This is a genomic window from Actinoallomurus purpureus (assembly GCF_024055795.1).
Classification (GTDB): Bacteria; Actinomycetota; Actinomycetes; order Streptosporangiales; family Streptosporangiaceae; genus Actinoallomurus; species Actinoallomurus purpureus.
Window position 1 is genome coordinate 35,560 of sequence record NZ_JAMXMY010000005.1, and the last position, 21,555, is coordinate 57,114.

Genomic DNA, 21,555 nt, shown 5'->3' on the forward strand with positions numbered 1-21,555 from the left:
CCCCGGTCCCTCCGATGGTCGACGACCTCGGCGGGCTGTTCCGGCCCGCCCGTGGCGTTCGGCGGGTCGTGTCGCTCGTGCCGTCCCTCACCGAGGCGATCGCGCGTACGGTGCCGGGCCTGCTGGTGGGCGCCACCGACTGGTGCGTCCAGCCACCGGGCCTCGGCGTCGTGCGCGTCGGCGGCACGAAGAACCCCGACGTCCGGAAGGTGGTCGGGCTGGCGCCGGACCTGGTCGTGGCCAACTTCGAGGAGAACCGCGAAGCCGACCTCGACGCCCTGCGCGCGGCGGGCGTCCCGGTGTGGGTCACCGTGATCCGTACGATCCCGGAGGCGCTGACCAGCCTCCAGCGGATGCTCGCCGCGTGCGGGCAGGACACGCCGGCGTGGCTGGCCGAGGCGCGTACGGTCTGGGCCGACGTCCTCCGGGAGCCACCGCCGGCCGGCGTGGCGGCGGTGGTCCCCATCTGGCGGCGCCCCTGGATGGTGCTCGGCCGGGACACCTTCGCCGGGGACGTCCTCGCGCGGCTCGGCGTCGCCAACGTGTACGCGCACGCCGACGAGCGGTATCCGAAGGTGTCCGTTGACGAGATGCTGCGCCGGCGGCCGGGACTGGTCGTCCTGCCGGACGAGCCGTACGCCTTCTCCGCCGTGGATGGGCCGGAGACGTTCCCGGGGCTGCTGGTGGCGCTGGTGAGCGGCCGGCACCTGGAGTGGTACGGGCCGTCCCTCACCGAGGCGCGGCGGGTCCTCAGCGCGTCGCTTCCGGCGCCCGGCCCTGCCTCCAGTCGGTGGCCATGATGGCGCGGGCGGCGGCGAGCGTCATCGCGCCGGCGCACACCTTCTTCTTCAGCGCGTTCTCGACCTCGTCCTTGTCGGCGGCGGTGGCCCCGCCGGTGTCGTAGCGGGGCTCGGGCCACAGGTTCCGCGGATCGCGCGGCGCGCCGCCGAGTTCGAGCGGGATCAGATGATCCTCCTCATAGTGCGCGGGGATCGTGTCGAGGTAGCCGTACTCGGCGATCTGCCGGACCTTGAGCGCGTTCGTGTACGACACCGGCGGCCGTACGGTCCTGGTCCAGCCGGCCACGCAGATCGTCGAGCCGATCGTGTCCTGCGTGACGTCCGGGTTGATCGCGCCGGGCTGGCAGGACGGATCGGGCAGCGGCAGATAGGCCTGGGAGCAGGTCGCGGGGTACTCCGGCGTCGTGGCGACCGGGACCGGGACGGGCGGGGACGCGGTGGCGGCGATGGACCAGACGATGGCGAGGACGCACGGCATGGGAGTGCCCTTCGGGAAGCGGGGGTTCGCCCCGCCATCCGGGCACTCGTCCCTGACGGCTTGGACCGGGTCATCGGATATGGCGTTACGCGGGAGCGGAGATCATCTACCCAGGGCGGACGATCATCGAAACACTCACCGGCGCTGGAACCTCACGGGCGCGGCGCGGGCGGCATGGTGGTGCTGCCCTCCAGGCTTACGAAGGCGTTCAGCACGGCCGAGCGGTCGTGGCCGGCGGCCAGCAGAAGGTGCATCAGGACGCGGGCCTTCAGCGGATCGAGGCGGGTGGCCGCCATCCCGCCGGGCGGTGCCGTGGGGGAGGACAGGACGACCGGAATGCGGCCGGCCGGTTCGGCGAGGACCGGTGCCAGCATGGCGAGAGCGGCCTGCCCGGCGGGGGCGGCCACGACCAGCCCGTCGCAGTGGTCGGCGAGGGTCCGAAGCAGTCCGCCGTCGTCGCCCAGGGCCACGACGTGCAGCCCGACGCGCGGCGGGTGCCCGGCGAACGGGCCGCGTACCGTGAACCGTTCCGGCGGCCGCCACAGCAGGCGCGGTGCCCCGCCGATCACCTGGCCCAGCGGCCCCGCCCCCGGCGAGGCGAACGCCGGAGCGGCGATCCCGGTGGCCGTGACGTGCCGTGCCGCGTGGATCTCGCCGTGTGCCACGACCGCGCAGCCGAGCCCCTGCGGCCCGGCGGCCGCGACGGCGACGGCGTCCGCCAGGTCGGCGGGGGTGCCGGAGGCGGCGGTGAGGACGATGGGCGCGGTCCCGTCGTGGACGAGCTCCAGGGCCCAGGCCGTCTCCGCGAGGGTCTCCGAGGGGTGGACGATCACGACGCCGTGCGCGCCGGCGGCGGCCGTCTCTCCGACCGCGCGGGCGAGCTCGCCGACCGCGGCGAAGGTGGAGACGGGACCGGCGACCGGGCGGCGCTCCACCGTCACCCCCGGCGGGAGGGGCGGCGGCGCGTCGGCCATGGGCACGGGCCCGTCGGGGACGAACACGACGACCCGCCGGGTCACCGATTCGTCGGCGGGCCCGGCACCGGGCTCCCGGGCGGCAGGGAAGGGCGCGGCGGAGGGTGCGTTCGCCGGTGACGCCGCCTCGGATGGGGCATCGCCGGGCCGGGCCTCCGGCCACAGGTCAGCGGTAGGCGTGTTCGGGACCGGGGAAGGCGCCCGAGACGACCTCCGCCGCGAACTCCTGGACGGCGCCGCGCAGGACACCCGTCACGTCGGCGTACCGCTTGACGAACTTGGCCGTGTGCGGGGTGAGGCCGGCCATGTCCTGCCACACGAGGACCTGCGCGTCGGTGCCCGGGCCGGCGCCGATGCCGATGGTCGGGATGGACAGGGCGGCGGTGACGCGGTCGGCGAGCTCGGAGGGCACGCATTCGAGCACGACGGAGAACGCGCCCGCGGCCTCGAGGTCCTTGGCGTCGGCCATGAGGCGTTCGCCGTCCTCGCCGCGTCCCTGGACGCGGTAGCCGCCGAAGGCGTTCACCGACTGCGGCGTGAGTCCGAGATGCGCCATGACCGGGATGCCCGCCGCGACCAGCGCCTCGACCTGGGGGAGCACCCGCCGGCCGCCCTCGAGCTTGACCGCCTGCGCGCCGGTCTCCTTCAGGAACCTGACCCCGGTGTGCAGGGCCTCGGCCACGCCGGTCTGGTACGCCCCGAACGGCAGGTCGGCGACGACCATGGCGCGGGAGGTGCCGCGCACCACCGCCGCGGTGAGCGGGATGAGGTCGTCGACGGTGACGGGGATCGTGGACTCGTGGCCGAGGACCACCATTCCGGCGGAGTCGCCGACGAGCAGCACCGGGATCCCGGCGTCGTCGAAGACCCGCGCGGTGAGCGCGTCGTACGCGGTGAGCATGGGCCACTTCTCGCCGCGTTCCTTCGCCGTCGCGATGTCGCGTACGGTCACGCGGCGCCCGGTCTGGCCGCCGTACAGCGTGGTCGGCCGACTGGTCGATACAGACATCGGAAACCTCCTGCCTCGAGGCGCCACGGTGGCGTCCCCGGACGAGATCGATGATCCCACGAGGTCAACGACCCGTACAGCCCGTACCTTCCCGACGTCGTTTATGAAACGCTACGGTTGCGTATCGTTCCGGGAATATCCTAAGTTGGGCAGCGTTAAGAAACGCAACAGACTCGTATCGATATCCCCCGAAGGGCCTCATGGATCCGCAGACCATCCACAAGAGGCGCTGGACCATCCTCGGCGTCCTCATCGTCAGCCTGCTCGTCATCGTGCTCGACAACACGGTCCTCAACGTCGCGTTGAAGACCATCGCGGACCCGCGCGACGGCCTCGGCGCCACCCAGGCCCAGCTGGAATGGGCCATCAACTCCTACACGCTCGTCTTCGCCGGCCTGCTGTTCACCTTCGGTGTGCTCGGCGACCGGATCGGCCGCAAGCGCATGCTGATCATCGGCATGCTCCTGTTCGGCCTCGCCTCGCTGCTGTCCTCGTACGCGCAGACCCCCGACCAGCTGATCCTCGCCCGTGCGGCAATGGGCTTCGGCGGCGCGGCCGTCATGCCGCAGACGCTGTCGATCATCACGAACGTCTTCGAGCCGCAGGAGCGCGGCCGGGCCATCGGCGTGTGGGCCGGGGCCGTCGGCATCGGGATCGCCGTCGGGCCCATCACCGGCGGTCTGCTGCTCGACCACTTCTGGTGGGGTTCGGTCTTCCTCATCAACGTCCCGATCGTCATCGCCGGCGTGATCGGCATCGCGATCGTCGTCCCGGAGTCCCGGATCGCGGTGCGCACCAGGATCGACTTCGGTGGCGTGCTGCTGTCGATCGCCGGCCTGATCCTCCTCACCTACGGGATCATCGAGGGCGGCGAGAAGGCGACCGTCACCGCGCCGACCGTGTACGGGCCCGTGCTCGCCGGCGTGGCACTGCTCGCGCTGTTCGTCTGGTACGAGTCCCGCATCGAGCACCCGTCGCTCAACGTCCGGCTGTTCCGCGACGGCCGGCTGTCGGCGTCCGTGGGCGCCATCGCCCTGGTGTTCTTCGCGCTCGGCGGCGTCTTCCTGTTCGTCTCGCTGTACCTGCAGAACGTCCGTGGCTACACGCCGCTGCAGGCGGGCCTGCTCACGCTGCCGCTGGCCGTCGGCCAGATGCTGTTCTCGCCGCGGAGCGCCGGGCTGGTCGCCCGGTACGGCGCCAAGCGGGTCGCCGCGACCGGCCTGACCATGGTCGCGCTGGCGCTGCTCAGCTACCACTTCACCGCCGTGCACAGCCCGATCTGGATCCTCGAGATCACCTTCTTCGTGCAGGGCGCCGGAATGGCCCTCGTGATGCCCCCGGCCACCACCGCGGTCATGTCCGTGCTGCCGAGGGAGCAGGCCGGATCCGGCTCGGCCATCAACAACATCGCCCGTCAGGTCGCCGTCGCGCTCGGCGTCGCCGTCCTGGGCTCCCTGGTCTCCTCGATCTACCGCAACGGCATGAAGCCGCACCTGACGGCGCTGCCCGAGCGCGTACGCGACGTCGCCGGGTCGGACATCGGCAGCACCACGGGCGTGGCCGACAAGCTCGGAGCGGCGGGCCGGGCGCTCCTGCCGCCGGCGCACGACTCCTTCGTCCACGCCATGCACATCACCTCCGCGATCTCGGCCGCCGTGGCCTTCCTCGGAGCGCTCGTCGTCCTGAAGTGGATGCCCGGTCAGGCGGCGGCCGAGGCCGACACCCCGCCCGTTGAACAGCGCGAACCCGCCGAGGTATGAGACGGTGATGCGCGATGACGCAGACCACTGATCAGCTCGCCGCGCGGCCGCCGGGCCGGCCGCGCAGTGAGCGCGCAGCCAAGGCGATCGTCGACGCCACCCTGGACCTCCTCGCCGAGGAGGGCGGGGTGGCCGGCGTCTCCATCGAGGCGGTGGCCGCACGCGCGGGGGTCGGCAAGACGACGATCTACCGCCGCTGGCCCAACAAGGAGGCGCTCATCATCGACGCGCTCGCCGCGTTGAAGGAGCCCTTCCCCGAGCCGCGCGGCGAGTCGGTGCGCGACGACCTGACCGCCATAGCCCGGGCCTTCGTCGCGAACAAGAGCGACAAGAAGCGCCTGGACTGCTACTGGAGCGTCCTCGGTAGTTCCGAGCGGTATCCGGAGCTGATCGCGCGGTTCACCCGCGAGGTCATCGAGCCCCGGCGCGAGGTCATACGGGAGGTGCTGCGGCGCGGCGTCGCCAGCGGCCAGCTGCGCTCCGACCTCGACGTCGAGCTGACCCAGTGGGTCCTCACGGGAGCCATGGCCAATCGGGCGCGGGCGTTCGGCGCCGGGCCGGTCCCAGAGGACTTCGCGGAACGGGTCATCGACACCCTTCTGGCCGGGCTGACGCCGCGCTGACCGGTCGACCGCGTGATCTTCCTTCCCTCCGGTCGGCTTTTGGTCATACTTTTACTCCGGGGGCTGACGGGCCACAGGAAGGACTCCGGCGGATGGCCGATTCTTCGGCGAGGACCCTGGTGCTCGGCATCGGCCGGGCCGGTGAGGTCCTCCAGTGCGGGCAGAACTCCACGGGCGTGCTGGGCCGTCCCCCGGAGGAGGTCGTCGGCACCGACGTGACCGGCCTGTTCACCGAGGAGAGCAAGGAGGCGCTGACCGGCCTCCTCGACGCCCTCGCCGAACGCCACGAGCGGACCGCCGTCCTCGGTGTGCGCACCGAGGACGGCGAACCGCGCAATGCAGTCGTCACCGTCCAGCCGATGCACACCGCGGCCGCCGACCCCGCCGACCTGATGATGGTCCGCGTCGCGGTGACCGATTTGGAACGCTTCACCGACCCGGCGCTGATGCGCCGGGCCATGCTGGACGACGCGCTCGTACGCATCGGGGCCACGCTCGACCTGGACCAGATGGCGCGCGAACTCGTCGACGTCGTCGTGCCCCACTTCTGCAACGCCGCCGGCGTCCTCATCCAGGAGAGCATCGTCGCCGCCGACGAGCACCCCTCGATCGCCGCCGACGGCACCACCGTGCTGCGCCGGGTGGCGCTCGCCACCGATGCCTCGGACCCGAAGTGGAACGCCGCCTTCCCGACGGGGGAGGTCCTCACCTACCCGCCCGACACCCCGTACACCCGCTGCATGGCCACCGGCGAGCCGGTGCTGGAATCCCACTTCGACGTCAAGGCCGCCAAGAGGATCGCCCGGCTCTGGCGGCGCAAGCCCGTCGCCAAGCTCCTGGCCGACAGCTCCATGGTCCTGCTGCCGCTGATCGCCCGGGGGACCACGCTGGGATTCGTCGTCTGCACCCGCAGCGCCGCCCACCGGGCCTTCGACGCGTACGACGTCGAGATCGGGATGGAGTTCGCCGCGCGCGCGGCCCTCTACATCGACAACGCCCGCCACTACAGCCGCGAACGCGCGACCGCGCTGACCCTCCAGCGCAGCATGCTGCCCACCGAGCTCACGGCACCGTCCAGCGTCGCCGTACGCCACCGGTACCTGCCGGGCAACCAGCTGATCGAGGTCGGCGGCGACTGGTACGAGTCGATCGCCCTGCCGGGCGGCCGCGTCGCCCTCATCGTCGGCGACGTCGCCGGCCACGGCGTGCGCGCCGCCGTCACCATGGGACGGCTGCGCACCGCCCTGCGGACCATCGTCAACCTGGAGCTGTCCCCGGCGGACGGTCTGCAGCAGCTCGACGCGCTGATGCGGGAGCTCGGCGAGCGGGAGCCCGCCTTCGCCACCTGCGTGTACGCCGTCTACGACGCGACGGACGGCACCTGCGAGATCGCCTCCGCCGGGCATCTGCCGCCGCTGCTGCTGCGGCCGAACGGCACCACCGAGTTCCTCGACGTCCCGCCCGCGCCGCCGCTCGGCGTCGGCGAGGGAATGATCGAGACCCGCACGTTCACCATCGGGGACGGCAGCATCCTCGTGCTCTACACCGACGGGCTCGTGGAGAACCGCGGGCAGGACATCGACGACGGCCTCTCCCGGCTGCGTGGCCTGTTCGGCGCGGACGCGCTGTTCCGGCCCTTGGAGGAGCTCGCCAAGGCCACGCTCGACAGCGCCTACTCCGACCACGACCGCGACGACATCGCGGTGCTCATCGCCCGCCTGCGGCGGCTGCCCGAGTGTGACATCGCCTCCTGGCGGCTGCCCGCACGGCCGACCGCGGTACGCGACGCCCGCGCCCGGGTCCGCGAGACGCTCGAACGCTGGGACTGCGGCGACCTGTCCTTCAGCACGGAGCTGGTGGTGTCGGAACTGGTCACCAACGCGCTGCGGTACGCCTCCGGCGACATCGAGCTACGGCTGCTGCGCGACACCACTCTGGTCTGCGAGGTCCGCGACGACTCCGACGCCCTGCCCCGGGCCCGCCAGGCGGCCGACGACGACGAGGGCGGCCGCGGCCTGCAGGTCGTCCACCGGCTGGCCAAGCGGTGGGGCGCTCGCCCGGTGGGCGACGGCAAGGTGGTGTGGTGCGAGCTCGAGCTCCCCGGCCGAGACGACGCCGTCGAGGGAGCCTGGCCGGGTGAGGCCCACCACCTCCCCTGAGCAGCCCCTCGCACCGTTATCGTCGAGGGTCTTCGATGTCAGAGGCACGAATACCCTCGACGAAACGCGACCGCCGGCGACCTCAGCGGCCGTTGATGGTCGCCGGGGCGACGATCTCGCGCCACTTGTTGGTGATGGGCAGGCGGCGGTCGCGGCCGAAGTTCTTCGGCATGATCTTGGGGCCGGGCGGGTACTGGCGGCGTTTGTACTCGGCCGCGTCGACCAACCTGATCACCCGCTCGACCAGCTCCGGGTCGTGGCCCGCCGCGATCAGATCGTCGCGGCCCAGGTCCTTCTCGACGTAGTCGTCCAGGAGCGCGTCGAGGACGTCGTACGGCGGGAGGGAGTCGGTGTCGAGCTGGTCGGGGCGCAGCTCGGCGGAGGGCGGCTTGTCGATGATGTTCTGCGGGATCGGCGCGGTCCCCGAGGGGCGCACGAACGGGTGGTCGCCGTCGATCCGCTCGTTCCGCCAGCGGCACAGCGCGAACACCGTGACCTTGGGCACGTCCTTGATGGGCCCGTAGCCGCCGGCGGAGTCGCCGTACAGCGTGGAGTAGCCGGTGGCCAGCTCGCTCTTGTTGCCGGTGGTGAGCACGAGATGGCCGTGCTCGTTGGACAGGCCCATGAGGATGTTGCCGCGCACGCGCGCCTGCAGGTTCTCGGCGGCGAGCCCGTGCAGCTCCAGCTCGGCCTCGTAGGCGTCGACCATGCCGCGGATCGGCACCGTTTGCGAGTGGATGCCCTGCCGCTTGACCAGGTCCTCGGCGTCGGTGATCGAGTGGTCGCTGGAGTAACGGCTCGGCATGAGGACCGTGTGGACGTTGTCCGGGCCGATCGCGTCGGCGGCGATGGTCGCGACCAGCGCGGAGTCGATGCCGCCGGACAGCCCGAGGATCACCGAGCGGAAGCCGTTCTTGCGGACGTAGTCGCGTACGCCGAGGACGAGCGCGCCGTACACCTCGCCGAGGTCGCCCAGCGGCTCGGCGCAGGGCGGCTTCTCCGGGGAGTACGGCTCGACCGGGTCGGACGACAGCAGCACGCGCTCGATCGTGAAGGTGGTGCCGTCGTGCCCGTCGGCGGGCGTCTCGCCGGGCGTGAACTCCGGCGGCGCCGCGGGCAGGTCGAGGTCGGCGACGAGGAGGTCCTCCTCGAACTGAGGGCCGCGAGCGATCAGCTCTCCGTCGCCGGTGACGATCACGGAGTCGCCGTCGAAGACGAGCTCGTCCTGGCCGCCGACCAGGTTGACGTACGCGAGCGCGCAGCCGGCCTCGCGGGCCCGGCGGGCGCACAGCTCCAGGCGCACGTCGTCCTTGTTGCGCTCGTACGGCGAGGCGTTCGGGGCGACGAGCAGCTGGGCTCCGGCCTCGCGGGCCACGGTGACCGGCCCGCCCTCCTGCCACAGGTCCTCGCAGATCGCCACGGCGACGTCGACACCGTGCAACCGGAACACCGGCAGCCGGTCACCGCGGACGAAGTAGCGGTACTCGTCGAAGACGCCGTAGTTGGGCAGGTGGTGCTTTGCGGTGCGGATGACGACCCGGCCCTGGTACAGCACCGCCGCCGCGTCGAGCGGAGCGCCTGCGGGCTGGCCGACGCGGTCGACGACGTCGGCGCGCCGGTCGAGGTAGCCGAGCACGACGGGCAGCTCGCCGAGCCCCTCGTCGGCGAGCCGGCGGGCGGTCGCCTCCAGGGTGGCGATCGACGCGTCCACGAATGACTTGCGCAGCGCGAGGTCCTCCACCGGGTAGCCGGTGAGGAACATCTCGGGGAAGACGACGAGGTGCGCGCCGCGGTCGGCGGCGCGCCGGGTCCATTCGACGGTGAGGTCTGCGTTGCCGGTGAGGTCGCCGACGGTCGCGTCCACCTGAGCGAGTGCGATACGAAGCTGAGCCACGCCTTCGAGACTAGACGGGACGCGTCGGGAGCATCCGTGGGGGGACCGGCGCGGTGATCAGACCGGTCAGGTGGCGCGATCGCCTGGTGGAGACGGCAGCGTGCGAACCTCGGAGAAGAGCAGTGGGGTGAGGACGACGAGGAGCTGCAGGGTCCCCGCGGTCCAGAGGGTGGCGTGCAGGCCGAGCCGGCCGGCCACGGGCGCGACCAGCGCCAGGCCCAGTGGCTGGCAGGCGATCGCGCCGGCCCATTCGTAGGCGCTGACGCGCGACAGCGCGGTCGCCGGGATGTGCTGTTGCAGGGCCGTCTCCCACAGCGTGTTGAAGACCATGAGGACGAGGCCGCCGCAGAACGCCGCGACCGCGATGCCGGCCACCGTGAGATCGGCGGCCAGGGCGAGGGTCGGGCAGGCGAACATCGCCATCATCGCCACGCCGGAGCGCAGCGGGAACCGCGGCCGTACGCAGAGCGCGATCACCCCGCCCCCGAGGCAGCCGGCGCCGAAGGTCGCCGAGATGAGCGCCCACGCGCCCGCGCCGCCGAACGACCGGGCGCTCACGGTCGGGCCGAGCACCGAGAACGCGCCGTAGAGCAGGTTGACCAGTGAGGCGGCGACGATGACGCTCCACACCCACCGCCGGGATCGGAACTCCCGCCAGCCGTCGGCCAGGTCGCGGGTGAACCGTCGCGCCCGCTCGTCACCGGTCCGCCGCAGCCGGACACGGGACAGGCAGGCGGCGCTGATGGCGAACGTCGCCGAGTCGGCGGCGATGGCCCAGCCGGGGCCGGCGCCGACGACCAGGATCCCGGCGACCGCGGGCCCGGTGATGAGGGACGCGGACAGGGCCAGGACGCGCAGCGCGTTGGCGGGCTGCCGCTGCTCGGGTCGTGTCGTCGCCTGGACGAGCCCCGCGACGGCGGGTCCGGACAGCGCGGCGGCGATCCCGTGTACCACCTGGAAGATCAGCAGATGCCAGACCCGCGCGGCCCCGGTGATCAGCAGGGTGGCCGCCAGGCCCTGGCTGACGGCGCGAACGAGGTCGGAGCCGAGCATCAGCGCGTGCCGGGGAAGCCGGTCCGCGATGACCCCGCCGGCCAGCGTGAAGAGGACCTGGGACGCCGATCCGGCGGCGAGTACGGCTCCGAGGTCGACGGCGCGTCCGGTGAGGCCGAGGACGGCGAAGGCGAGGGCGGGCGCGACCATGCCGTCGCCGAGCATCGAGGTGCACTGGCCGACGAAGAACCAGCGGAAGTTCCGTTCCCGGAGAACGGACAGTCCGCGGGCCAGGCCAGAGGAGCTCGGGGCCTGCACCATTCAGCTCGTACGCCGCCTCTGAGGGGATTAACCACCTGAAGTTAGACATTCCGGACTCAAGTGGTCAACCCCCAGGGATGTGTGGATCGGTCCACGTCCAACGTCTCCCTGGACGGCTCCGGGAACCTGCGGATCACGCCGCAGCGCGGCGAGAGCGCGGTGACGGGGGCTCGTCGCGGTCTCAGTGCTTCAGGGCCCGTCTCCGGCGTCGTACGGCCGGGCCGAGCGCGAGGGCTCCGGCGGCGGCGGTCCCGCACAGGATCGCGCAGAGGAGCCACGGCGACCAGGAGGCCAGGCCGAGCAGCCCGCCGCCCGCCGGCGGTCCCAGCAGCGACGCGAGCGCGAACGCCATGCCGTACAGCCCGCCGTAGCGGCCCCGCAGGTGCGGTGGTGCGAGGTCCGCGACGATCGCCGACGACACCGCCGCGAAGAGGATCTCGCCCAGCGTCCACACCGCGACCGTCGCCGCGAACGCCCACGCCGACGCCGCGAACGCGGTGAGCCCGAACCCGGCGCCCACCACGGCCACGCCCGCCGCCAGCACCCGGCTGTGGTCACGGCGGCCGAGCCAGGCGCCGATCAGCGGCTGGACGATGACGATCCCGATCCCGTTGAGGGCCATCGCGAAGCCGTACGCCGACGGGGGAAGCCCCACGCGCCGCATCGCGAGCGGGAGCGTCGAGTAGGCCTGCAGGTACACGAAGCCGTAGCACAGGACGACCAGCACCGAGCCGACCGCGACGCGGTCCCGCAGCACGTCCGCGAACCCACCGGGTTCCCGCTCCGCGCGCCGGCCGCGCGTCTCGGGCACCGCGCGCCAGACCAGGACGCCGCACACCACGCACGTGGCCGCGTCCACCCAGAACAGCCAGGAGAAGCCCGCGCGCGACAGCGTCCCGCCGAGCACCATGGCCACCGCGAAGCCCAGGTTGATCGCCCAGAACAGCAGCCCGAACGCACGGGTCCGCTCGGCGGGCCCGACCAGGTCGGCCAGCAGCGCCTGCGACGCGGGGCGGTAGGCGTCGATGGTCAGGCCGAGCACGAACACCAGCGCGACCAGGACCGGCGTCGCGGTGGCGTACCCGAGGGCGAGCATCGCCGCGGCGGTGGCCAGCATCCCGCCGGTCAGCGTGGCGCGCCGCCCGACCCGGTCGGCGAGCACCCCGCCGACGAACTGCGACACGATCGAGCCGAGACCGAACAGCGCCAGTACCATCCCGGTCGCCGTGACCGACAGGCCGCGCACCCCCGTGAGGTAGAAGGCGAGGAACGGCTCGACCATCGTGCCGAGCCGGTTGACGAAGCTGCCGGCCCACAGCGCCCAGAACGCGCGCGGCAGGCCGCCGACCCGGGCGTGCAGGAACGGGGGCAGCCGGGTGGGCGGGGGAAGCGGCATCTCCTCGACGGACGTCATGCGGTCATGGTCGACAACGCGGGTGCCCGCCTGGAATTCTTTTAGCGGTGCCTAAATGATCGAATTCCTCTTCGCCCCCGACGACGTCGCGCGCGTCCGGTTCGCGTTCTCGCCCCTCTGGGAGCTCATGCACAGTCTGCGTGTGCTGGCCGAACCCTCCCGGCGCGCGCTTCACCTGCCGTGGGTCCGCGCCGTACGCCCCCGGCTGCAGGGGCTCGACCTGACTCCGCTGCACGCGCTCGTTCCCGCCGACGGGTACATCCCCGACTTCCTCACGCCGCCGCCGGAGTCCCCGCTGCCCGACTTCGTCACAGAGCTCGCCATGGTCCGGGCCACGCCCGCCCACCTGGTCGCCGAGGAGATCCGGCACGTCGGGCTGCGCAGCAAGGGCGCCGCCCCGCTCGAAGAGCGGCGCCGGGCGATGATCGAGGAGCCCGAGCGCGCGCTCGCGCACGTCGCCGACCTGCTCGGCGCCTACTGGGAGGCGGCGCTCGAGGAATACTGGCCGAGGACCCAGGCGCTGCTGGAGACCGACGTGCTCCGGCGGTCCCGCGCCCTCACCGAGCGAGGCGCCGAAGGGCTCTTCGCCGGGCTCCACGAGGCGGTCCGCTGGCACGGCGACCGGCTCGCCGTCCAGCGTACGTGGCACTATCGGGGTGCGCTGGCCGGGCACGGGCTGATCCTGGTGCCGAGCGCGTTCGTCTGGCCCTCCGTCTCGATGATGGTCCCGCCGTACCGGCCGATGCTGAGCTATCCGGCGTACGGTGTCGCGACGCTGTGGGAGACCGCCCCGGCGGCGCCCCCGGACGCCCTCGCGGCGTTGATCGGCCGGCGCCGGGCAGCGCTGCTCCTCGCGCTCGCGGGCCCGGCGTCGACCACGGAGCTGGCCCGGCGCCTGGCGGTGACGCCGGGCGCGATCAGCCAGCATCTGGGCGTCCTCCGTGCCTGCGGCCTGGTGACGGGCCGCCGGGTCGGCAGGCGCGTGCTGTACGCACGGACGGCGGCCGGGGACGCGCTCGCGGCCTCGGGCGACGCGATCGACATGGACGTCACTGAGAGCAACTGATTGACTCTGGTGCGTGAGCGTGATGGACCGAGCGTCGCGACTCCCTCGGAGGCACCGTGCACCTGATCACTCTGTCCCGTGCGTCCGCCGTACCCGCCACGGCGGTCACCGCCTGCCTGCTGGCCGCCTGCGCGCCGGCCGGCCAGACCGTGCACGGTGTCCGTCTGGTCACCCGGGGCGCGCTGACCACCTGCACGCACCTGCCGTACGCGCCGTTCCAGTTCCAGTTCCAGCGGGGCAAGGCGATCGTCGGTTTCGACGTGGACCTGATCGACCTGGTCGCCCGGCGGCTGGGCGTCCGGCAGAAGATCATCGACACCCGGTTCACGGCGATCACCTCGGGGCAGGTGTTCGCGGTGGCGGCGTGCGACCTGGCGGCGGCCGGGATGACCATCAACCCGCAGCGGGCGTCGGTGGTCGACTTCTCCCGCCCCTACTTCGATTCCGGGCAGGCGCTGATGGCCCGCCGCGATGTGCGCGTCACGCCCGACGCCCTCGGTCCGGGCGGGCTGCGCGTCGGCGTGGTCGTCGGCACGACCGGACAGGCGTACGCGCGCGGCCGGAGATGGCAGACCAAGGGCTATGAGAACGCCACGACCGAGTTGGACGCGCTGCGCACCGGCCAGGTCGACGTGCTGGTCCAGGACGACCCGGTGGTGCGCTACTGGCTCACCGACGAGGCCAACGCGGACTTCACCCTCGTCCCGGGGCTGCGCACCCACGAGCAGTACGGCTTCGCCGTGCGAAAGGGCCACAACCCGGCGCTGCTGCGGCTGATCGATCAGGTCATCGCGCAGATCCGGCGGGACGGCACCTACCGGCGGACGTACGAACGGTGGATGGGGCCCATGCCGCCGGCCGCCACCGGCTGACGCCGCCGGATCACTCCGGTCGCGGCCGGAAGGTCCGTCTGATGCCGTCTGAGGCGGCCGGTGATGCCGCAGGACTACACCCGTTCAAGGTGGTCACCGCGGCGGCCCTGCTGGACGGCGGCATGACCCCGGCGAGCCCGATCGACTGTCCGGCCGTCACGGTGGCCGGGCAGCGCACCATCCACAACCACAGTGGCCTCGCCCTGGGCCGCGTGCCGCTCGCCGACGCGTTCGCGGAGTCCTGCAACACGACCTTCGCCACGCTCGGCGTGGTGGCGGGAGCCCGGCGGCTCAAGGCGAGCGCCGACGCGTTCGGGTTCGACGGCCACTTCGACGTAGGGACGGACACCGCGTACTCCGGCGACTTCCCGGACCCCGGTGGCGACAACGGGCTGGCCGAGGCGTCGATCGGGCAGGGGAAGGTCCAGGCGAACCCGCTCGCGATGGCGGTCGTCGCCGCCGCCGTGGCCGACGGGTCCTACCGCTCTCCGCGTCTGGTGGACGCGCGTCTCCTCCGCGGAGGGACGGTCAGGCCGCTGTCCTCATCGGTGGTGACCGGGCTGCGGTCGATGATGCGCGCGGTCGCCACACGGGGGACCGCCGCGCGCGCCGGGCTTCCGGCCGGCACGGCGGGCAAGACGGGGACGGCCGAATATGATGCCGAGGGCCGTACCCATGCGTGGTTCATCGGTTACCGGGGCGATCTGGCCTTCGCCGTGTTCGTCGAGAACGGCGGCGACGGCGGGCAGGTGGCCGCGCCGGTGGCGGCCCACTTTCTGGCTGTCATCAAGTCGTGACCCAGTGGAGTCTCCGCAGGTGGCGGTTGATATGAAATAGTCGGACAGTTGTTTTCATGGCTTATGGAGGATTTGTGGCTATTCGTCGCCGACTTGCCGCCGCCACCGCCGGGCTCTGCGCGGCCGCGCTCGCCCTCACCGCCTGCAGCGGCGGAGGAGACGGAGTGACGGTCCAGGGCGCCAAGCTGGTGAAGAAGGGCAAGCTCGTCACCTGCACCCACCTGCCGTACCCGCCGTTCCAGTCGGCCCAGGGCGGCAAGGTCGTCGGCTTCGACGTCGACATCATCGACCTGGCGGCCAAGAAGCTCGGCGTGACCCAGCAGATCATCGACACGCCCTTTGAGACGATCAAGACGGGCACCGCGCTGAACGCCGGGAAGTGCGACGTCGCCGCCGCGGGCATGACGATCAAGCCGGAGCGGGCGCGGTTCATCGACTTCACCAAGCCGTACTTCAACGCCACCCAGGCGCTGATGGGGAAGAAGGGCGTGACCTTCACGTCGCTGGACGAGGTGAAGGCGCAGAAGCTGAAGGTCGGCTCCCAGGCGAGCACCACGGGTGAGGACTACGCGCACTCGAAGGGCATCGACTCGAAGTCCTTCAAGGACTCCGTGAGCCTGCTCAACGGACTGCGCAGCGGCCAGGTCGACGTGATCATCGAGGACTACCCGGTCGTCCAGGGCTGGCTGAAGGACTCCGCGAACGCCAAGTACGGCGTGGCGGCCAGCCTCAACACCGGTGAGCAGTACGGCTTCGCGGTCCGCAAGGGCCAGAACCCCAAGCTGCTCGCGCTGATCAACCAGACCATCGACGAGGCGCGGCAGAACGGCGAGTACAAGAAGATCTACGAGAAGTGGATCGGCCCGATGCCGGCGAACGCCTGAACCCGGCGGTGATCGATCCGAGAGGCCGCAGATGACTCAACACGCGGAGGCGGCGCCGCGGCTGACCCGGAGGCAGCGCCGCCGGCTCATCCTGGGCGGCGAGTACGGCATCTTCATCATCGCCGTCGTACTGGCCGCGTCCCTGGCGGACTGGGGCGCCCTGAAGACCAACTTCGCCGAATGGCGCGTCGCCAAGACAGTGTTCCCCGACATCATCACGGTCGGTCTCCGGAACACCCTCCTGTTCACGGTCACCGGGTTCGGGCTCGGCCTGATAACCGGGCTGGTGCTGGCGCTGATGCGGTTGTCGTCGGTTCCGCCGTACCGCTGGTTCGCCCTTGCCTACATCGAGGTCTTCCGGGGTCTGCCCGCGCTGCTCATCTTCATCTTCATGGGCACCGGCATCCCGCTCGCCTTCCCGGGGACCAACCTTCCCGGCGGGGTGTACGGCACGGCCGCCGTCGCCCTCGGAGCGGTCTCGGCGGCGTACATGGCGGAGACCATTCGCGCCGGCATCCAGGCCGTGCCGCGCGGCCAGATGGAGGCGGCGCGGACGCTCGGCATGTCGCAGGGGCGGGCGATGCGCTCGATCATCATCCCGCAGGCGCTGCGGATCGTGATCCCGCCGCTGACCAGCGAGCTGGTCCTGCTGTTCAAGGACTCCTCGCTGGTCCTGTTCCTCGGCATCACGCTGGAGCAGCGGGAGCTGGCGAAGTTCGCCCAGGACGCGGCCAGCCAGCAGGGCAACACCACGCCGATCATCGTCGCCGCCATCTGCTACCTGCTCATCACCATCCCGCTCAGCCACCTGGCACGGCGGCTGGAGGCCCGGCAGAAGAGGGGGCAGCGGTGACGACCGTGAACGACAGCGCGGCGGTCCAGGTCATCGAGCTGTACAAGGCGTTCGGGGATCTGGAGGTGCTGCGCGGCATCGACTTCGAGGTGAGGCGCGGCGAGGTCGTGTGCGTCATCGGGCCGTCCGGGTCCGGCAAGTCCACGCTGCTGCGCTGCGTGAACCTCCTGGAGGAGCCCACCGAGGGAAACGTGTACGTGGGCGGCGTGGAGCTGACCGACCCGGACGTCGACATCGACGCGGCACGCCGCCGCATCGGCATGGTCTTCCAGCAGTTCAACCTCTTCCCGCACCTGTCCGTGCTCGCCAACGTCACCATCGCCCAGCGGAAGGTGCTGCGGCGCCCCGCGGTGGAGGCCGACCGGATCGCGCGCGAGAACCTCGCCCGGGTGGGGCTGGCCGACAAGGTGGACGCCTACCCGGCGCAGCTGTCCGGCGGGCAGCAGCAGCGGGTCGCGATCGCCCGTGCGCTGGCCATGGGCCCGGAGGTCATGCTCTTCGACGAGCCGACCTCCGCGCTCGACCCCGAGCTCGTCGGCGACGTGCTCGGCGTCATGCGCAAACTCGCCCTCGACGGCATGACGATGCTGGTGGTCACGCACGAGATGAGCTTCGCCCGCGAGGTCGCCGACCGGGTGGTGTTCATGGACGGCGGCGTCATCGTCGAGGAGGGGCCGCCGTCGAAGGTCATCGGCGACCCCGCGCACGAACGGACCCGCAGGTTCCTGTCGCGGGTCCTCGACCCCGCCGCCGCGGAGATCGAGGACTGAGGGCACCGGACATGAGACGGGCGCCGGCCGGGTGGCCGGCGCCCGCGTCTCAGTGCGCCAGGCGCGCGACGAGCAGGTTGGGGTCGCGACCGGTGAAGTACGCCGCGTCGGCCGTCGGTGACGCCGGACGGGCCTTTCGGATGATGGGGAAACTACACATGCGCCGACCGTAATGAGGCGACGCCGTAGAGAACCAATAGTCGATCATGCCCACCCCGATCGGAAACCCGATGGCACCGCGGCTGGAAGGCGGAGTGCGTCCGTGCCCGGTCCCGGAGACCGATCGCGCGCCGGAACGTTGTAACGTGACCGAAACATGGGCGCGGCACACTGATATGAGGCCATGGTTGTCGCCGCAGGTTGCTAAGGGGATCGGTTTTGGACCGTCAGCAGGAGTTCGTGCTCCGCACGCTTGAGGAGCGCGACATCCGCTTCATCCGGCTGTGGTTCACCGACGTGCTCGGATTCCTCAAGTCCGTCGCGGTCGCACCCGCCGAGCTGGAGCAGGCCTTCGCCGAAGGCATCGGGTTCGACGGGTCGGCCATCGAGGGGTTCGCCCGCGTCTATGAGGCAGACATGCTCGCCAAGCCGGATCCCTCGACGTTCCAGGTGCTGCCGTGGCGGGCGGAGTCGCCGGGCACGGCCCGGATGTTCTGCGACATCCTCATGCCGGACGGTTCACCGAGCTTCGCCGACCCGCGCCATGTCCTCAAGCGCACCCTCAGCCGCGCCGCCGACCTCGGGTTCACCTTCTACACCCACCCCGAGCTGGAGTTCTACCTCCTCAATGAGCGTCCCGACGACGGCAGCGAGCCGACGCCCGTCGACGCCGGCGGCTACTTCGACCACACGCCGCACCGCGCCGCGCACGACTTCCGGCGTAACGCGATCATGATGCTGGAGTCGATGGGCATCTCCGTCGAGTTCAGCCACCACGAGGGCGGGCCGGGTCAGCAGGAGATCGACCTCCGCTACGCCGACGCGCTCACCACGGCCGACAACATCATGACGTTCCGCCTGGTGATGAAGGAGGTCGCGCTCGAGCAGGGCGTCCACGCCTCCTTCATGCCCAAGCCGTTCACCGACCAGCCCGGCTCGGGCATGCACACCCACCTGTCGCTGTTCGAGGGCGACCGCAACGTCTTCTACGAGCCCGGAGCCGAGTTCCAGCTCTCCAAGGTCGGGCGCGCGTTCATCGCCGGCCTGCTCCGGCACGCCGCCGAGATCACCGCGGTCACCAACCAGTGGGTCAACTCCTACAAGCGTCTGTGGGGCGGCGTCGGCGCGTCCGCCGGGGCGGGCGGCGAGGCGCCGCCGTACATCTGCTGGGGCCACAACAACCGCTCCGCGCTGGTGCGCGTGCCGATGTACAAGCCGCAGAAGGGCCACGCGACCCGCATCGAGTTCCGCGCGCCCGACACCGCCTGCAACCCCTACCTCGCCTTCGCGGCGATGCTGGGCGCCGGTCTCAAGGGCATCGAACAGGGGTACGAGCTGCCGCCGGGCGCCGAGGACGACGTGTGGGCGTTGACCGCGGCCGAGCGCCGCGCGATGGGCATCGAGCCGCTGCCGCAGAGCCTGGACGAGGCCATCGCCGCGATGGAGCGCAGCGAGCTGCTCGCCGAGGTGCTCGGCGAGCACGTCTTCGACTTCTTCCTCCGTAACAAGCGCGCCGAGTGGGAGGACTACCGCCGCCAGGTCACCGAGTACGAACGCCGCCGCTACCTGTCGGTGCTGTAAGCCCTGCTCAGACCGCTAGTCAGGCGAGGGCCTGAAATTACCTCGCCCCTGCTCGCCTCGGTACGGTCGCGGGAGTGTTCTCACTGCGGGAGCCCATGAGATCCGTGCGCGGCCACCCCGGCAGTTCCCACGCTGAGAGTAGGTTTCGTCAATGGCATGCCGTATCAGTGAGCTTGTGCTCAAGTGCCACGACCCCGAGGTGCTGGCGCGGTTCTGGTGCGAGGTCCTGGACTTCATAGTGCTCGATCGCGAGGAGGGCTGCATCGAGATAGGGCCGCGCGAAGGGTTCGGCGGCCCGCAGCCGACGATCTTCCTCAGCCGCAACGACGAGCCGAAGAACGAGCAACTCCGGCTGCACATCGACGTCAACGCCACCGACCGCGATCAGGACGCCGAGCTCGAACGCCTCCTGAAGCTCGGGGCGCGCCCGGCCGACATCGGCCAGACCGGGGAGGAGTCCTGGCACGTCCTCACTGATCCCGAAGGCAACGAGTTCTGCCTGCTCAAGGCCCGCCTCGCCCCACTCTGACGGCCCTCGTCGGCAACGAGGGCCGTCGGAGGGGGCGAGGGGATGACCCACGACGGGCATCTCTAGTGCCACATCAAAACGTTTGCCCCTTCTAGGGTGCTGCCTGAGGGATGAGCGTGTCTCGCTTCTCGGCAGGTGCTGCTTTATTGGGAGGTCTCGGCGGGACAACCGTCCAAAGCACGTTCCAGGGCTGTCCGTGCGGCCATCTTCCCCGCGGTGTGGAAGGAGCGCTCGTTCGAGTCGACGTCATGGATGACCATGCGCCGTAGGATCACTTTGGCGTCCATGATGATCTGCTGGTTGGCGGCCAGTTCCTCAAGCATGCCTTTGGCGAACGCGTCGAGATACCCAAAGACGACTCTGTAGTCGTGGTCGCCGCCGTTGCGTCCGAAGACGAAACACACATCGGTTGGTATGGCGAGCTCGATGCCGTTGCCGGCTCCGTGGCCTGGCTCGAAGTCGACCGTGACGACGGCGAACACGCCGCACACGGCCTGCTTGACATACCGGGCTTCCACCTCGCGTATGGGATGCGACGGGAATCGCGGGGGTTCTTCGGGCATAACGCTCATGGTAGAGCTGGTCTCAGGCCACGTCGGCTCTGTCGACGATTGTGCGGAGGCGTTCGTCGGTGGCGATAGAGCTATGGAAAGAAGGATCCCCGCATGGTGGGAAACGAGGGTCGAAGCAGAGTCTGCCGATGCGGCAAGGAATAGCTAGAGGCGTGAGGCCGAGCACGATCGCGTCGATGTGGCGCGCCATTTCGAAGTCCTTGTTGCCCGCATCGTGCGTGGTGATGAAGAACCGGATTCGCTGCCATCGTGTTCTGTGCCTTCTACTGGTGAGAGAAATTTCTCTCGCCAGTAGAAGGCACAGAACGAGGCAGCGCACCCTCGGGCCGTACCCAGAAGTGAGAGGTGACCGGACCCGGCTACGGGCACCAGGTGGCCGACGCTCCCGGTCAGTCGCCGGGGGCGGGTCAGCTTTCGGCGTGGCTGGAGCCGGAGATCAGTTCCAGGGCGACGGCGATGCCGGTGGCCCGGCGTTCCTCTTCGGTGATGTCGTAGTCCCTGAAGGTGAACAGGGCGGCGTTGAGCGTGAAGACCGCCATGGCCGACTTGAGCTGCTCGGTCAGCGGCGCCTTCCGGTCGGCGAGCAGTTCGATCAGGTCCTTGACCCGGCAGCGGAGCTTCTCGCCCACCGCGAGGTCGCGCATGGTGCCCTGGTTCTCCTGGGCGAAGCGCATGATCCCGGGCCCGCTGCCGTACAGCTGATCGGCGTAGCGGCGCACCAGCTCCTGCCGCGTCTCCAGGGTCGCGGGCTGCTCGCGGCCCCAGGCGATGAGATCGTCCAGCCTGGCGAGGGCGTCGTCGAACAGGCTGACGATGATGTCCTCTTTGGTCTTGAAGTGGTAGTACAGCGCTGCCTTGGTCACGTTGAGCCGCTCGGCGATCTCCCGTAGCGAGGTCTTCTCGTAACCCTGTTCGGCGAACAGCTCCAGCGCGACCGCCTGGATCCTCGCCCGCGTGTCGCCGCGGTGTTCGCCCATGATCAATCTCCGTCCAAAACTAACTTGACGACCGGCTAGTTCGTAGCTTACCTTACGACAAGTAAGAAAA

At 70.8% G+C, this 21,555-nt stretch carries 20 protein-coding genes; 12 read left to right on the top strand and 8 right to left on the bottom strand.

What is annotated here, in order from left to right; genetic code table 11:
* Positions 1-14: 14 nt before the first annotated feature.
* Entirely contained in the window at positions 15-800 is a 786-nt protein-coding gene (locus tag NE236_RS11530; protein WP_252841897.1) for a helical backbone metal receptor, read from the top strand.
* On the opposite strand, the gene NE236_RS11535 is transcribed toward NE236_RS11530, so the two are convergent.
* The 3 genes from NE236_RS11535 to panB form a co-directional block, all read right to left on the bottom strand.
* Complete coding sequence (locus NE236_RS11535; protein WP_252841898.1) at positions 751-1,278, bottom strand: hypothetical protein; 528 nt, start codon at positions 1,276-1,278, stop codon at positions 751-753. The genes NE236_RS11530 and NE236_RS11535 overlap by 50 nt on opposite strands.
* 152 nt (positions 1,279-1,430) lie before the next feature.
* The gene (locus tag NE236_RS11540) at positions 1,431-2,297 is read right to left on the bottom strand and encodes an asparaginase domain-containing protein (RefSeq protein ID WP_252841899.1); all 867 of its coding nucleotides are present in this window, start codon (positions 2,295-2,297) and stop codon (positions 1,431-1,433) included.
* 121 nt (positions 2,298-2,418) lie between these two features.
* Positions 2,419-3,261, bottom strand: coding sequence for a 3-methyl-2-oxobutanoate hydroxymethyltransferase (panB, locus tag NE236_RS11545; RefSeq protein ID WP_252841900.1), 843 nt, complete (start codon positions 3,259-3,261; stop codon positions 2,419-2,421).
* A 200-nt stretch (positions 3,262-3,461) separates the two neighbouring features.
* On the opposite strand from panB, the gene NE236_RS11550 reads away from it, so the two are divergent.
* The 3 genes from NE236_RS11550 (at position 3,462) to NE236_RS11560 (ending at position 7,803) form a co-directional block, all read left to right on the top strand.
* On the top strand, positions 3,462-5,021 hold the full coding sequence (locus NE236_RS11550; protein ID WP_252841901.1) for an MFS transporter: 1,560 nt from the start codon (positions 3,462-3,464) through the stop codon (positions 5,019-5,021).
* 14 nt (positions 5,022-5,035) lie between these two features.
* On the top strand, positions 5,036-5,644 hold the full coding sequence (locus NE236_RS11555) for a TetR/AcrR family transcriptional regulator (RefSeq protein ID WP_252841902.1): 609 nt from the start codon (positions 5,036-5,038) through the stop codon (positions 5,642-5,644).
* Between the two features lie 92 nt (positions 5,645-5,736).
* Complete coding sequence (locus tag NE236_RS11560; RefSeq protein ID WP_252841903.1) at positions 5,737-7,803, top strand: SpoIIE family protein phosphatase; 2,067 nt, start codon at positions 5,737-5,739, stop codon at positions 7,801-7,803.
* 82 nt (positions 7,804-7,885) lie between these two features.
* On the opposite strand, the gene NE236_RS11565 is transcribed toward NE236_RS11560, so the two are convergent.
* From NE236_RS11565 to NE236_RS11575, 3 genes are all read right to left on the bottom strand, one after another.
* A complete protein-coding gene (locus tag NE236_RS11565; protein ID WP_252841904.1) occupies positions 7,886-9,697 on the bottom strand; it encodes an NAD+ synthase in 1,812 nt (603 codons plus the stop codon).
* A 66-nt stretch (positions 9,698-9,763) separates the two neighbouring features.
* Positions 9,764-11,011: an MFS transporter gene (locus NE236_RS11570; protein WP_252841905.1), complete on the bottom strand. Its 1,248-nt coding sequence runs from the start codon at positions 11,009-11,011 to the stop codon at positions 9,764-9,766.
* Between the two features lie 181 nt (positions 11,012-11,192).
* A complete protein-coding gene (locus NE236_RS11575; protein WP_252841906.1) occupies positions 11,193-12,425 on the bottom strand; it encodes an MDR family MFS transporter in 1,233 nt (410 codons plus the stop codon).
* A gap of 55 nt (positions 12,426-12,480) precedes the next feature.
* Between NE236_RS11575 and NE236_RS11580 the strand changes: the two genes are divergently transcribed.
* From NE236_RS11580 to NE236_RS11615, 8 genes are all read left to right on the top strand, one after another.
* Entirely contained in the window at positions 12,481-13,491 is a 1,011-nt protein-coding gene (locus NE236_RS11580) for an ArsR/SmtB family transcription factor (protein ID WP_252841907.1), read from the top strand.
* Between the two features lie 56 nt (positions 13,492-13,547).
* On the top strand, positions 13,548-14,363 hold the full coding sequence (locus tag NE236_RS11585; protein ID WP_252841908.1) for an ABC transporter substrate-binding protein: 816 nt from the start codon (positions 13,548-13,550) through the stop codon (positions 14,361-14,363).
* A gap of 41 nt (positions 14,364-14,404) precedes the next feature.
* The gene (locus NE236_RS11590; protein WP_252841909.1) at positions 14,405-15,160 is read left to right on the top strand and encodes a penicillin-binding transpeptidase domain-containing protein; all 756 of its coding nucleotides are present in this window, start codon (positions 14,405-14,407) and stop codon (positions 15,158-15,160) included.
* 74 nt (positions 15,161-15,234) lie between these two features.
* Positions 15,235-16,044 (top strand): ABC transporter substrate-binding protein, encoded by an 810-nt coding sequence (locus tag NE236_RS11595; RefSeq protein ID WP_252841910.1) that lies wholly within the window; start codon positions 15,235-15,237, stop codon positions 16,042-16,044.
* Between the two features lie 31 nt (positions 16,045-16,075).
* Positions 16,076-16,897 carry an amino acid ABC transporter permease gene (locus NE236_RS11600; protein ID WP_252841911.1) on the top strand — a complete coding sequence of 274 codons (822 nt, stop codon included), beginning with the start codon at positions 16,076-16,078 and terminating at the stop codon, positions 16,895-16,897.
* Entirely contained in the window at positions 16,894-17,667 is a 774-nt protein-coding gene (locus NE236_RS11605) for an amino acid ABC transporter ATP-binding protein (protein WP_308209081.1), read from the top strand. The genes NE236_RS11600 and NE236_RS11605 overlap by 4 nt, the downstream gene beginning before the upstream one ends.
* 378 nt (positions 17,668-18,045) lie before the next feature.
* Entirely contained in the window at positions 18,046-19,407 is a 1,362-nt protein-coding gene (glnA2, locus tag NE236_RS11610) for a gamma-glutamylpolyamine synthetase GlnA2 (protein ID WP_252841912.1), read from the top strand.
* A gap of 151 nt (positions 19,408-19,558) precedes the next feature.
* Positions 19,559-19,936 (top strand): VOC family protein, encoded by a 378-nt coding sequence (locus tag NE236_RS11615; protein WP_252841913.1) that lies wholly within the window; start codon positions 19,559-19,561, stop codon positions 19,934-19,936.
* A gap of 143 nt (positions 19,937-20,079) precedes the next feature.
* Here NE236_RS11615 and NE236_RS11620 read toward each other — a convergent pair whose 3' ends face one another.
* Positions 20,080-20,499 carry a hypothetical protein gene (locus NE236_RS11620; protein WP_252841914.1) on the bottom strand — a complete coding sequence of 140 codons (420 nt, stop codon included), beginning with the start codon at positions 20,497-20,499 and terminating at the stop codon, positions 20,080-20,082.
* A gap of 416 nt (positions 20,500-20,915) precedes the next feature.
* Positions 20,916-21,485, bottom strand: coding sequence for a TetR/AcrR family transcriptional regulator (locus tag NE236_RS11625; protein ID WP_252841915.1), 570 nt, complete (start codon positions 21,483-21,485; stop codon positions 20,916-20,918).
* Positions 21,486-21,555: the final 70 nt, after the last annotated feature.

Excerpts from the sequence above, each read along its gene's own strand:
- NE236_RS11625 (WP_252841915.1), bottom strand. The coding sequence starts at position 21,485 with ATGGGCGAACACCGCGGCGACACGCGGGCGAGGATCCAGGCGGTCGCG.
- NE236_RS11575 (WP_252841906.1), bottom strand. The coding sequence starts at position 12,425 with ATGACGTCCGTCGAGGAGATGCCGCTTCCCCCGCCCACCCGGCTGCCC.
- NE236_RS11550 (WP_252841901.1), top strand. The coding sequence starts at position 3,462 with ATGGATCCGCAGACCATCCACAAGAGGCGCTGGACCATCCTCGGCGTC.
- NE236_RS11555 (WP_252841902.1), top strand. The coding sequence starts at position 5,036 with ATGACGCAGACCACTGATCAGCTCGCCGCGCGGCCGCCGGGCCGGCCG.
- NE236_RS11580 (WP_252841907.1), top strand. The coding sequence starts at position 12,481 with ATGATCGAATTCCTCTTCGCCCCCGACGACGTCGCGCGCGTCCGGTTC.
- NE236_RS11620 (WP_252841914.1), bottom strand. The coding sequence starts at position 20,499 with ATGCCCGAAGAACCCCCGCGATTCCCGTCGCATCCCATACGCGAGGTG.
- NE236_RS11600 (WP_252841911.1), top strand. The coding sequence starts at position 16,076 with ATGACTCAACACGCGGAGGCGGCGCCGCGGCTGACCCGGAGGCAGCGC.
- NE236_RS11530 (WP_252841897.1), top strand. The coding sequence starts at position 15 with ATGGTCGACGACCTCGGCGGGCTGTTCCGGCCCGCCCGTGGCGTTCGG.
- NE236_RS11570 (WP_252841905.1), bottom strand. The coding sequence starts at position 11,011 with ATGGTGCAGGCCCCGAGCTCCTCTGGCCTGGCCCGCGGACTGTCCGTT.
- NE236_RS11535 (WP_252841898.1), bottom strand. The coding sequence starts at position 1,278 with ATGCCGTGCGTCCTCGCCATCGTCTGGTCCATCGCCGCCACCGCGTCC.
- NE236_RS11615 (WP_252841913.1), top strand. The coding sequence starts at position 19,559 with ATGGCATGCCGTATCAGTGAGCTTGTGCTCAAGTGCCACGACCCCGAG.
- NE236_RS11590 (WP_252841909.1), top strand. The coding sequence starts at position 14,405 with ATGCCGTCTGAGGCGGCCGGTGATGCCGCAGGACTACACCCGTTCAAG.
- NE236_RS11560 (WP_252841903.1), top strand. The coding sequence starts at position 5,737 with ATGGCCGATTCTTCGGCGAGGACCCTGGTGCTCGGCATCGGCCGGGCC.
- panB (WP_252841900.1), bottom strand. The coding sequence starts at position 3,261 with ATGTCTGTATCGACCAGTCGGCCGACCACGCTGTACGGCGGCCAGACC.